This window comes from Acrocarpospora sp. B8E8, assembly GCF_039871605.1.
GTDB classification, from domain to species: domain Bacteria; phylum Actinomycetota; class Actinomycetes; order Streptosporangiales; family Streptosporangiaceae; genus Acrocarpospora; species Acrocarpospora macrocephala.
The window spans coordinates 1-12,184 of the sequence record NZ_JBDPLV010000005.1 but is presented as its reverse complement, the minus strand read 5'-3'; the positions used below and the strand labels follow the sequence as shown (position 1 = coordinate 12,184).

The 12,184-nt window shown below is 67.7% G+C and carries 9 protein-coding genes; 2 read left to right on the top strand and 7 right to left on the bottom strand.

Features of this window, described 5'->3' with window-relative positions:
• Nucleotides 1-2: 2 nt before the first annotated feature.
• The 7 genes from ABGB08_RS06370 to ABGB08_RS06340 form a co-directional block, all read right to left on the bottom strand.
• Nucleotides 3-1,172 carry a hypothetical protein gene (locus ABGB08_RS06370; RefSeq protein WP_347587271.1) on the bottom strand — a complete coding sequence of 390 codons (1,170 nt, stop codon included), beginning with the start codon at nt 1,170-1,172 and terminating at the stop codon, nt 3-5.
• A 2-nt stretch (nt 1,173-1,174) separates the two neighbouring features.
• A complete protein-coding gene (locus ABGB08_RS06365; protein ID WP_347587269.1) occupies nt 1,175-2,140 on the bottom strand; it encodes a thiopeptide-type bacteriocin biosynthesis protein in 966 nt (321 codons plus the stop codon).
• Complete coding sequence (locus tag ABGB08_RS06360) at nt 2,137-3,333, bottom strand: lanthionine synthetase C family protein (protein ID WP_347587267.1); 1,197 nt, start codon at nt 3,331-3,333, stop codon at nt 2,137-2,139. Before ABGB08_RS06360 ends, ABGB08_RS06365 begins: the two co-directional genes overlap by 4 nt.
• Nucleotides 3,330-6,485: a lantibiotic dehydratase gene (locus ABGB08_RS06355; protein WP_347587265.1), complete on the bottom strand. Its 3,156-nt coding sequence runs from the start codon at nt 6,483-6,485 to the stop codon at nt 3,330-3,332. Before ABGB08_RS06355 ends, ABGB08_RS06360 begins: the two co-directional genes overlap by 4 nt.
• A 99-nt stretch (nt 6,486-6,584) precedes the next feature.
• Nucleotides 6,585-6,779 (bottom strand): FxLD family lanthipeptide, encoded by a 195-nt coding sequence (locus ABGB08_RS06350; RefSeq protein ID WP_347587263.1) that lies wholly within the window; start codon nt 6,777-6,779, stop codon nt 6,585-6,587.
• Between the two features lie 65 nt (nt 6,780-6,844).
• The gene (gene fxlM / locus ABGB08_RS06345; RefSeq protein WP_347587261.1) at nt 6,845-8,104 is read right to left on the bottom strand and encodes a methyltransferase, FxLD system; all 1,260 of its coding nucleotides are present in this window, start codon (nt 8,102-8,104) and stop codon (nt 6,845-6,847) included.
• A 545-nt stretch (nt 8,105-8,649) separates the two neighbouring features.
• The gene (locus ABGB08_RS06340; protein WP_347587259.1) at nt 8,650-9,402 is read right to left on the bottom strand and encodes a haloacid dehalogenase-like hydrolase; all 753 of its coding nucleotides are present in this window, start codon (nt 9,400-9,402) and stop codon (nt 8,650-8,652) included.
• 88 nt (nt 9,403-9,490) lie between these two features.
• On the opposite strand from ABGB08_RS06340, the gene ABGB08_RS06335 reads away from it, so the two are divergent.
• The gene (locus ABGB08_RS06335; protein WP_347587257.1) at nt 9,491-10,702 is read left to right on the top strand and encodes a helix-turn-helix domain-containing protein; all 1,212 of its coding nucleotides are present in this window, start codon (nt 9,491-9,493) and stop codon (nt 10,700-10,702) included.
• Nucleotides 10,703-11,618: 916 nt separating this feature from the next.
• Nucleotides 11,619-12,083: an SAM-dependent methyltransferase gene (locus ABGB08_RS06330; RefSeq protein WP_347587255.1), complete on the top strand. Its 465-nt coding sequence runs from the start codon at nt 11,619-11,621 to the stop codon at nt 12,081-12,083.
• Nucleotides 12,084-12,184: the final 101 nt, after the last annotated feature.

Below are 12,184 nucleotides of genomic sequence, written 5' to 3'. Positions count from 1 at the left end.
GGCTAGCGGGTGGGTGTCCTCGCGGGGCTCGTGGAACGCATCCAGGCGCTTGTCCAGCTCTTGGTCCAGACCGCCATTGCCACTTCAGCGACCTTCGTCGAGCTGATGAGGGAATCGAGCAGCGGTGCCGATACGCTCCCGGCCCCCAAACCAGAGGAGGTCACCAGAGCCGACAGTGCTTCACGCTGCACGTTGGCCAGCCTGATGAGGACACTGCGGTAACCGAGCACGTCGCGGGCGGCGTACCCGTCATCGGCTTCGATCGCCTCTCTGGCCACTCGGGCGAGCACGTGGGCGGCCGCCGCCGGGTCGGCGTCGCTGGCCAGGGTGACAACGGTCAGTCCGAGCCGGGCTCGGAAGACCGCATAGCCGGGAACCGGTTCCGATCCGAGGAAGTGCTCGATCATCGTTGTGATGTTCCGAGCGGCGGAGGTCTTATCCGGGTCGGTGCACATCACGGTCAGGCAGGAAGCGACCTGTTGTTCCCATGGTCGCGTCGGCGTGCTCTCCTCCAGCAGCGCTCGCGCCACCGACAGCTCCCCGCGCAGGAGGGGGGCGATGATCGCGGCCTGTCTGCCCTCCATGAGGTGCAGGCCGATCCCTCTGTGTGTCGTGGCGTGCGTGACCGCCTCCTCCCAGCGATCTGCGAGTGTCAGGGCGCGGATCCCGTCGCCGACGTAGTGCAGCCAGACCCACTCGCGGAGTCTGTAGTGCTCCTCCCAGGTTCCGGTGAGGTCGGCGAGCGGTAGCGTGTGCCCGTCGACGACCAAGTCGGTGTTCGCTGTGACGGCCCGGTACATTGCCTCCACCAGCCGCAGAGCGGGATCGCCGTCCTCGGCGCGGAGCTGAAGCCGGGCTAGGTTGAGGACGGGTTCGAGCAGATACCGGGCCTGCAGCACGGTAAGCCGGGTGCCCGGCTGGCGGTAGAGGTTGATGTGCCGCCAGCACAGGTCTCGGGCGTGCTCAGGCAGGCCGCAGTCGCTGGCCAGCAGAGCGGCCTTGTTCAGGGCGTGCGCTGCCTCGGCCATGGTGTCGATTCCGTGGCTTTGGGCGGCTGCCTCGGCGATGTGGGCGATCTCCGCGACCCGTTCGGGCAGGGAGGGGCAGGCGGGGCGGGGGCGGCCCAGCAGCGGGAAGCGGCGTACTGCGGCGTTCAATGTCGTGCGGTCCATGATCAAGTCTCCGGGAGGAGGGCGGCGCGCGCCGCGCGGGCCAGGACGGCTTGGGTGGCGGCCGACAGGCCGATCCGGTTCCAATGGAAGATCGCCACGTGGGTGAGGATCGCGCGTACCCCACGTTCGAGTCTGCCGACGGCCGCCGCCTCGCCGAACCAGTGGCCTGCGCTCTGGAAGGCGGCGAGCCAGGGCGTGGCGAAGGCGACGGGCCCGCCGGGTGCGAACAGGGCACTGCTCGGTGTGCTGCTCGGCTGTAGCGGAACAGCCAGCAGGATCCGCACCTTCCCCGCTAGTTCCTCGGCGCGCGCCACGTGGGCGGCATCGAGTGCGGGCCGGAGCCGAGCCACCCGGGCGAAGACATCGCCGCGCTCGAACGCGTCCAGCCCAGCCGCGCCCATCAGTCCGTTGATCAACAGGAGGGACAGTTCACGACGCCCCAGGCCCGGCGCGTCCTGGCGGACGTAGTTCAGCACGCTGCGGCTGTCGGCACAAAACAGGTCGTGGGCGGTCTGCATTGCGGCCGGACCGCCGAAGGCGGCGATCTCCGGCTCGTAGATGGTCGGCCGCCACCCGGCGAGTATCCCGGCGGTGGTCAGCTCGTCGAGCATCTGGTCGACGGCCGTGATGTCCGCGTCGCGCAGCCGCAGCCGCCAGCAGGGATGCTTGCGCAGGAACCACCACCCGGACACAGCCCCGCCATCTAGGAGCAGATCCAGGCGGGTCCCGAGCTGTGTGGCGGCGGCCGTCTCGGCCGTGCCCCAGTCGGGAAACTGGACGCGCACCTGATACCACTCGTGGCCTGCGCGCCGTTCCAGCGCGGCGAGCCCGGCAGCGTGATACACCTGCAGAGCCTCAGCGAGGTCACACGGATCCAGGCCGTTTCCGGCCGCGACGACTTCCAGGCTCGTGCCGCCGAGCACGGTGAGCACGCCGGTTGCGAGTTGATCCGGCCGGGCGAGAGTCATGCGATCAGCAGACATGTGTCCCATCCCGAGCACGGTGGCGCGGTGTGCCGCGCGGTCTCCAGCGCCAGGCTCACCCCGGCGGATCCGGTCAGAAATCCGGCCCCCTCACCTTCGGTGTCCGGGGCTGTAGTGCGCCGAATCAGTACGGAGGCCAGTGCGGGCAGCCGCTGCGCGATCGCGGGACTCCCCGCGTCGCTGGCAGCCCGGAACGCGGTCTGATACACCCCTGCCAGGCCGTGACACAGTCCCGCCTCGGTGATCCGGTCGAGCTGCCGGTCAGCGAGGCACGCGGCCAGCGCCTGCTCGGCGGTCGCCCGCCGTACCGTGTCGCCGGTGGCCAGGCCCGCGAGCTGGAGGGCGCGGGCGATCCCGGCCGCGCCGTAGCACCATGACGGCCGAACGGGACCCTTCTGCAGGAGGCGCCCGGTGCGCAGTTCCTCACGGGTGATCCACTGCGGCCACCACGGTCCGTCCGCCGAATCTTGCCGCCACCGGTCGAACCAGGAGCCCAACGTCTCGACCGCCTCGGCCTGCCCGTCGACGATACGGCCATGGGAGATGCCCAGGGCCAGCAGTGCCAGTACGCCAGCGGCGCCGTGCGCCATCCCGAGGTTCGCGTGCCCTCCCGGGGTCGGCAGCAGCCGGTCAGGATCGTGCGGGACCCACCATCCCGGCAGCTCCAGCCCGCCCTCCCCGTCCTCCCGGCGCGGTTCAGTCAGGCGGATCAGGTAGCGCAGGACGTCGGCGAAGGTGTCGCTGCCGGGGAGCCGGTGCAGCAGGAGCGCCCCGAGACCGGTCAGCCCGTAGAAGAGATCGTATTCGCGGAACTGGGCGGGTCCGCCGCGCTTCATCCGGTTCTCGGCCGCCGTCAGGCGACGGCGGATCAGACGCAGCACGGGATAGTCCAGGGTGGTGGCCGCCGCCCGGTAGCGGGGGTGCCCACCGGTGCCGACGGCGTGCAGCAGGAAGGCGATCGCCGGGGCGCCGTAGTACAGTCCGGCGTGCGCGGCTGCGTCGATCGGCCCCGCCGTGACCTGCCGGATGCGCTCGTGTGCGTCTCTCCAGCCTCCGGAGCCGGCCAGGGCACGTTCGACGGACAGCAGCGCGGTCCCGACAGCCCCCGTCGCGAGGGATTGATCGGCGGCCTGGTCGGCGGTGAGCGTCACCGGCCCGGCCGCCTGGTCGATGCTCACAGGGCACCGGCCAGGGCCAGTCGGCGCTGTGCTACCGCCCGGGCCAAACGTCCGGTGGCCTTCTCGAACGACGGATCGACGCCGAGGGCGCGTATGTGGTGCTCGTGCAGCAGCGTGCGCAGCACCGTGGCCGGGTCGCGTTGTTCGGCCAGCACGCGGTGATAGGCCGTCAGCGCCGTCCGCCGGGCGAGCCAGGCGGACGCCATCACGTCCCCGCCCGGCAGAGCCCGCGCGGCTCGAAGATCGCCGGTGGGGTCGGCGAAGCTCAGGGCCAGGTCACGGAGGGGCCGGTCCAAGGGTCCGTGTTCCTGCTTCAGGCATCTCAGCAGCGCTCGGCAACCGCTGACCGGGTCGGGGGCGAACGCCGCCGCCAGGTCGGCCATCGACGCGGCGGCTAGGGCCTGGGCGGCAACTCCAGCTGCTGCAGCCACGTTGATCTGCGCGATGGCCGAGGTCGTGTCGGCGGCGGACACCTGCTCGGCCGCCGCCACGGCCGGACCGTCGCCGTAGCGGCCGGGATGCTGCGAGTGAGAGACCAGCGTGAGCTGTGCGGGCAGGCCACGCGCCGCCAATCCGGCCGAGAATGCGGCAAGGCGCGCCGCGACGGCTCCGTACTGCTCGGGGGCGGTCAGGCGCAGCAGCAAGGCCAGGTGCTGATCGGTGTCGAGCAGGATCAGGTCGCGGTGTCGGCGCACCCACCAGCGCTCGATCAGGTCACCGAGCGTAGTGACGAACGCGGGCAGGTGACTGGTCAGGATTTCGTCAAACCGGGCTGGGTTACCCGCGAGCTGGGCGTGGACCAGCGCCGCGTCACCGGGCCGAAAGAGCGCGCCCGGTGGCGCGGTTACCGGCAGCCGGCGCGGCGGCGGGTTGATCGCGGTCATCGGGATCAGCAATTCCGCCGGGCGCCCGATCCAGTCCTGACCGTGCGGTGGCCCGGCTTCCTGGAGCTCGATCCGCCCTGCGCGCTCCAGGCGCGCCCGCAGCACAACGCCGTCCAGGCCGTGGTCAAGGTTGAGCGGCAGGCGGAGCTCCCCATGGCACAAGACGACCCGGGCCGGGACTTTCCAGCGTCGCCGCCATGAGTTCAGCGCCGCCTCCCACCTGGCATCGACTTCACGATCTGGCAGGTCAGTGACCGTGAGGATCCACCGGGCGGCCGCCAGCACGGTACGCCGGTAGCGCAGGCGCGGGAGGTACGGGAGGGTACGGGCGGCTCCCATGTCGACGGGTCCGAATACCGCGCTGCGAGCGTCGGCGACCTCGGCCAGGAACCGGGCCAGCGGCGGGGTTTGGAGCGAGGTGTCCAACGCGTGCGGGATCCGGGGGACTACTCGCCGCCCGGTAGAGCGCTGTACCAGGAACATCTGGTGAGCGTCGGCGGTGACGGCCAGGTCGTCCATGTCGATGACGTCGCCGTCGGGGTGCTCGGCCAGGGACACGACGTCGGGGAGCAGCCGCGGGACGCGTACCACGTTCTCGTTGTGCGGGCGGCGCGGGGGGAAGGACAGCTGCACCGCCACCACAGTGTCGTCAACATCGTCGTGAACAGCGCTGTTCACGACGCCGCGAAGCGACTCCCACCCGGCGTCCTTTCCTGGATGCGGGTCTGTGTAGGTCGCGGCCAGTAGATCCCGGTCGATCTCATCAAGCAGGGGGGCGAAACGTCCGGCCATGCTGGTGTGGGCGCGGGGCGCGGCGGTGACCCACAACTCGAATGCACCCCGGTCGATCGCCTCAGCCGACGCGGCGCGTAACGCGACGCCGAGCTCGATGCGCTGGGGTGCCACGATGTCGGTGTGGTCGCCCACGGTCAACGCCGCGATATCGGCATCGGTCAGCTCGATCTCTTCGGCTCCGTCCAGGGTGGCCTTCTGGATCAGCGACAGGAGGGCAGCGTCGCGGTCCGTCAGCATCCGCCAGGCGGGCCGGGCGCGTGGCGCGCCGAGGTAGCCGCCTGGGTAGCCGAGCCCGGAATCGGCCACCAATTCGCGCACGGGCACCAGAGCGCCGACGCCGTAGCGGGTGCGGAATCGGGAATGGTAGTCCAGAAACGCCGCCGACCCGAATGGCTGGGAGGTCAGCCGTAGCAGGACACTGGCCGCCAGTTCGGCCTCCGCCAGCACCGGTTCGGGCAAGGTGATCTGCCCGTCCAGCCGCATGTCGATGGCCAGCACAGACCCCGTCCCGGTGGCAAGCGCTGCCATCCGGGCGGCGATCAAGGAGCGGAGCTCCGCAGCGGGCTGTGGGTCGGTGCCGCGATTGTGACGAGCCAGGTGGTCGCTGATCTCTTCGAGTTGTTCCAGCAGCACCGTGAAGTCGGGTAGCCGCTCTGCGCCTGCCGCGCGCAGGGCGGTGAGCAGGTGGGTCAGCCCGTCGACGGCGGTCATTGGCGGGCGCAGGTTGGTGATCAGGAAGCCCTGATCGACAAGGGCGTGTACCAGGGAGGAGATTTTCTCCGGCGCGACGGCCGGGAATCGGGTAGCAAGCAGGGCGGTCAGCGTCTCGAACTGGATCGGGTTGGCCGCGGTGGTCAGCGCGATTTGGACGGGCCGGGTGTAGCGGACGGAGATCTCCCGCAGCGGGCCGGGAACACGAGCCCTCACATCGGCCCGCCCGATCGTGATCAGGCGGCCATCGCGCACGAACGCGGAGCTGTCGGCCGCCACCATCAGATACGGGCGCAGGCCAGGATGGCGCTCGATCCGGTTGATCAGCGTGGTGAGCCATTCGGCGTCCGCGCGCGCTAGCGCCCGGTGCCCGGCACCCACCTTGGCCGCCGTGGGCCCGAGCCCGGCGGCGGTGACTCCGGCGAACATCCCGAACGGCGTGGCGCGCCGCTGCCAGCGCAGCAGATATGAGGCCACGGACACCACGACCCGCCGCAGGTCGCGGCGCACATCCTTGACGGTGGAAGCGGCGTCGGGATCCAGGAGCCGGGTGACGCGCGCCGCGAGGACAGGGCTGGCCAACTGCAGTGCCTCACGTACCTCACCGCGCGACCACACTCTGGACAGCCAGTTTCGGCCGTCACGTTCGATCGCGGCTGAATCGGACCAGTTCAGGTGAACCGGTGGGTCCAGGTCTCCGGGGTCGGTCGTCGCACGCACCAGCACCAGGCCGGCGTGCTGGTAGCGGGTGGGCACGGTCACGGTAATCCACCTCTGGGCTTGGTCCTTGGTCCTTTGGTTCCTAGGGCCAGGCTGTCGGCGCCCCAGAGTGTTACGGACGCCGACAGCGAGAGGGCTGAATCAGGCCGGGTCGTTGGAGCTGGTGCTGCACGCGCTGCCGTCGCACGTGCTGCCGCACCCGTCATCGGTAGAGCACATCATCACCACGAGCGGCGTGGTCGCCTCCACCACGCGCATGTCCAGGACGAAGTCCTCCTCGGCGATGCTCTCCATGTCCAGGGCCTCAATGCCGTCCAGGGTCAGCGGTACAGCCATCGGATCACACTCCTCATCTGGGGTTGGGTGTAGTGCATCCTGGCTCTCGCCGAAACGACGGCCGGTCAGCCCGCCGGGGGCCAGGAGATTGTGATTAGCCCGTGTGCCGCGGTAAAGACCGCCACACCTTCGGGCAGCCGGGCCCGGATCTGGTCACTGTCGCTGTCGCTTCCGGTCGGCCAGAAAGCGAACGTCGGGACCTGTCCTCGTCGAGCACGCCGGTCCCACGCTTCGATCTGCTCAACCATCGCGGTGGCGGCATCCTGGCCGTGCGGCCCATAGGCTCGCGCCCCGAATTCGACTCCGGCGCCCTCCAGGGCCGGGCGCACCGCCAGGTACGCGAAAGAATCACCGCGCGCGACCCCGAACGGGAACCAGGTCTTACGCTCCTCGGCGAGTACGGTTCCCTCATCCGCAGCCAGCTTGCAGAACCCAGGCAGAAACCCGGCGAACCACAAGTGCAGGTCAGCGAACGAAACGCCATGCGGGATCGTGACGCCGGACCACACCGTGGTCCGTTCGGTCGCCAGCACCCCGTCCAGCAGGCTCGGGTTTTCCGGCCCTCCGTCGTTGAACCGGAGCCGGACGTGGCAGCCCTGCGCGTCGGGGAGCAGGAGAACCTTTTCAGGCTGTGCCCCATCGCCCTGCATGGGGACGAACCCGCACACCTCGGCGGACGTGCTCGCCAGGTGGTCGCCCTGGCGCCGGAACGCGATCGATCGGGTGACCCCGTTCATGATCAGTGGAAGGACGATCACCCCATCCCTGGCCAGTTGCTTCAGCCATGACCCAGGGATGTCCGGTGCCCCGACCGTCACGATGATCCGGTCGAAGATCCCGAACTCGGGCACGCCATGCCCGGCGTCGCCGGACACCACCGTGACCCTGTCGCCGTATCCGGTCGTCTCCAGCAAAGTTCGGGCCCGGTCGGACACCTCCGGGTCGATGTCCACGCTGACCACTCGGCCATTCGGGCCGACGACTTCGGCCATAAGGGCGGCGTTGTAGCCGCCGGACCCGACCTCCAGGGCGCTCATGCCCGGTCCGAGTTCCGCCTGCTCGATCATCCGCGCCTGGATGAACGGCGCGCTGATCGAGGATACGGCCACGCCGTACTCGTCGCGCTTGGTGACCACCGAGTCGCCGGGGTTGTAGATGGCCTCCAACGGCGTGCCGGCTGGAGCGAACTCGTGCCGTGGCACGGCACGGAAGGCAGCCTCGACCTCGGCCGAGGTAATCTGCCTGGTCGCGATCAGGCGCTCCACGAGCGCATCCCGCAACTCGGCGACACGCCGGGCGTCGGTGTCTTCAACTGCGTCATTCAAAGGAGCTGTCCTTGTCTATGCGGTTGGCGAGAGTGTCCTGCTCCTCTATGAAGCAGGCAGCTGGAACCCTCCCGGGGCTAGTGCCCCGCAGGGGCATGCCGCACCGTATCGCCGCCGTCGCGTCAACAAATGAATCAGCAGGACGGTGGCCAGGCTGGTGCGGTAGATGGGGCCGACCTCGGGGAAGGCCGCCCGGCCGGTGAACGTGACGTGTGGCCACCGTTCGACGTGAGTCCGCTCCCGGCCCTCGGTGTGGCCCTGTGTGCCGCACGGTGTGGTGTTGCGGCCGGGTAGGACCACCGCCACTCGCACAGCAGCATCGCCAGCGGCGGGAAGCCGCTCTCCCATCTGTACGGAGGGGCAGCGTCTGCCTCGTGGCGGTCGCCGTCCCGCGTCGGGCCGTCAACAATCCGCATGACTGCGAAGGTAAGGAATTCCGGAGCCTGCCACCCGAACTGTCAGTTTGGCCAAACCGGCTGTTTGCCTCGTCAGAGGATGTTCAGACGCTCCCGCGAGACCGTTCGCTATGCTGAGCTGCATGGCAACTAGTCGGCGCGACGGACGAGGGCCAGCACCGATGCCGTGTTCATGAGGTTCGGCAGGACGTGAAATTCCGGCCTCATGCCATTGCGATCACTTGAACGCTGTACTTCAAGGTAGTGATTGCCAGCTTCGTAGAGGTCAGACGAGGAACTCCGGCCCGATGCCACGGCGATCATTGAAACGCCGTTCTTGAAGGCGGCCTCCACGTCAGCAGGGGTATCTCCGATGACTACGGCCTGGGAGGGCGTAATGGGCTGGCCAAAGGCTCGCTCTGCCCGCTCCAAAGCAATGCGAATCAATTCCGCGCGGGTGTCATTGTCTTCCCCGAATGCCCCGATACCCCAGTTGATGTAGCCGTCAAGGCCGAACACCTGGAGCTTGGTCTCCGCCACCGAGCGGACGTTGCCAGTCACCACCGTCTGCACAACGCCGGGCATCATGGCCATGGCGTTCAGGGCAGCCGCCGCACCGGGCAGCGCGTGTCCACGCTCTCGCAATTCAGCAAATCGCGTGAGATGCGCCTCGGCAAGAGCCTCGGCGAATCGCTCGAAGAGCGCACGGCCCGTCAGCAGACCGTGGAGCTTAGCGGTCTCCCTGAAAATAACCGGCTCAGTGATGCCATCGATCTTCGCTTGCACCCGCATCGCCATCCCCGTCACACGTTCGAAGGCCATAGCGGACAGTTCCCGGCCAACACCCCGAGTGTCAATCAAGGTATGGTCGATGTCCCAGAGCACGAGCTGGCGAGCGGCCAACGTCCCTCCTGTGTCACACAGTCGATCGGATCAGACCACACGGGCATTAACGCGGTCTACGCTGCTTTCGTCAGGAAGGATGCCGAGGATGCCCGAGATGAGCCCGCCCGCACCTCCCATAGGGCAATATGTCCGCTTCTGGCGGGAGAAGCGGCAGCGCACGCAGGTCGCCATCGCCGGGCTCATCGGCATCACCGAAGAATACCTTTCGCAAATCGAACGCGGCCTCAAGACCCCGTCCTTACAGGTCCTCCACGCTCTTGCCAAAGAGCTTGGTGTGCCCATCTCAGCTCTGCTGGGTGAAGCGCCGAGTGAGTACGATTCCAGTGACATCACCGTCGCCCCAAGCGTCACCCACGCCCTGATGGGTTACGGGCCCTCAGCCAGTTCAGAACCCCTTGCCCCTGCCGCGCTACGTGAGGGCGTGGAGTCAGCCTGGCGCATGTGGCAGACAAGTCGCACTAGGTTCACGGAGGCTGCCTCCCTCCTCCCAGGCCTGATCGTCGAAACCGAGCACGCCGTGCGTATCCATCGCATCGGCAGCGACATCGCTACGCGACGAGAGACTCTTCGCGTAGCGGCTGACCTGTACTTCATGCTCCGTTCCTACTGTCGCCGAGCTGGCCGGGTCGACCTCTCGCTCATGGTCGCTGACCGTGCCTTACGCGCAGCCGAAGACGCTGATGATCCAGTGCGCATAGCCGTGGCTCAATGGAATCTCGGCCATGTTCTCCTCGGCGATGGCGAGTATGAAGGCGCCGAACAAGTCGCGCTCCTCGGCATCGAACACCTACGTGATGAACTACGCAGCAAGCATACGGCTGCGATGACAGGTGCTCTGGAGCTCGTGGCGGTCGTCGCCGATGCACGCCGCAAGCGATGGTGGAAGGCGCGTGACCGTCTCCGGGACCAGGCCATGCTACGCGCTCGCGAGGTCGGCGAAGGAAACGTGGGCTGGACCGTTTTCGGCCCTACCAACGTGCAACTCCACTGGTTGAACATCGAGATGGAAGCCGGCGAGGCTGCGGAAGCCTTGAGAGTCGCGAATCAAATCGACACCAGCCGCCTGCCATCGTTGGAGCGTCGTTTCACTTTTCTCCTTGAGGTGGCTCGGTGCCATGACCTTCGGCGCGAAGATACCGCCGTGCTGGTCCACCTCCTGGACCTTGAAGAGATGGCTCCGGAGGACCTGGCTCGTAGCCCTGCTGCTCATAACATGGTGGCCCGCCTTCGTCGTCGCGCCCACCGCACATATCAGCGGCAAGTGAACGGTCTCGCGGAGCGTCTGAACATCCTCTGACGAGGCAAACAGCCGGTTGGGCCAAACTGGCAGTTCGGTTGGCAGGCCCCGAAATTCCCTACCTTCGCAGTCATGCGGATTGTTGACGGCCCAGCGCAGGCCCCAATGTGCACACGCCGCCTGCCGACGACCATCATCGTGGGGCAGGGAAATTGGGAGGCTATCCGCGTCCCTCGGCACATTGGCCTGTCCACGATCCAGCGGCTGTCCAATCCCGACGTGCCCGTCATCGTCGATCCCGATAGGCGCTCCCTGTATTTTCTGGTGGGCGTTGGCATGGCTGACTGCTGGGAGCTGCCGGGCGCACTGATCTTGAGCGCGATGCAGTATGTCGTACCACCAATAGATCGACAGACCCCACCCGGACCGTACTGGCTCACGAGATCGAAGTGGCCCGACTGCCGCCAAGGATCGAACCAACTGCGTCTTGCCTTGGAGAGCACGTACGCCTCGACGAACCGAGGGCGGCCGACTCAGTGGCCGGTGGTCAGATCTGGGGGTTACGAGTGAACGCCTGGGGAGATTGCACCTCCGCCCTGGATGGAAGCGGAACCTGGTCGCACTGCGGGTGCGTGGACTGCGTGGACCGGCTCGGGCCTCCCCTACAAGGCCAGGTCATCCCCCAACAGACCGAAGGAGTGGAAACGCGATGCTTCACGGCGTGACGGCCGCCCTGGCCCTCTGTGGAGCGCGGAAAGCCGCCGCACCGGTTGTTGCGGCCTCCGCGGGCCGAACTCCCTCATGCGGGGCGGCGGCGTGGTTGACCCTTGGCCCCAACAGTGGGAGGGCCTCGCATTTCCTGAGCCGCCGTCCCACCCGTCTCCTCCTCACGCACGGCATTACCCGATCGGAGAACGACGACATGATCAGCGGCCCTGGCCCACAGCCACTGGCTTCAATGGCCGGCCCTGAGTCCGTGAACGTGCCGGCCGAGCTCGACCCTGATTCCGCGCTGAAGCAGCGTCGTGATCTGGTGCCGGGTGCGGTGCTCTTTAAGGCCGACGTTCCCAACGGTGCGCGGATCTACGATCGCCTGCTGGGCGGGAAAGACAACTTCCAGGCGGACCGGGATGCGGCGGATCGGCTGGTAAAGCTGCTTCCCGACCTTCCTGCCCAGGTGCGGGAGAACCGGTACTTCCTTCACCGAGTGGTCACGGAGCTGGCCGAGGCCGGGGTCCGGCAGTTCATCGATGTCGGATCGGGGCTGCCGACCCGCGAGAACACCCATGAAATCCTCCAGCGGAGGATGCGGGCGATGTACGCGGACGTCGAACAGGTTCCTGACACGCGGGTGGTCTACGTCGACTATGACGAACTGGCCTGCGTCCATGGCCGGGCTCTGGTCTCGGGTCTAAGCCGGGCTTGCTGTGACTCTCCGTAGTATCGCTTGCCTGAGCTGCGGAAAGGATGCCCCTCCCTCACAAATTGTAGTCACTAAATTTGAGCGCTTCCAAGATCCTCAGAGTAGAATCGTCTCTGTGA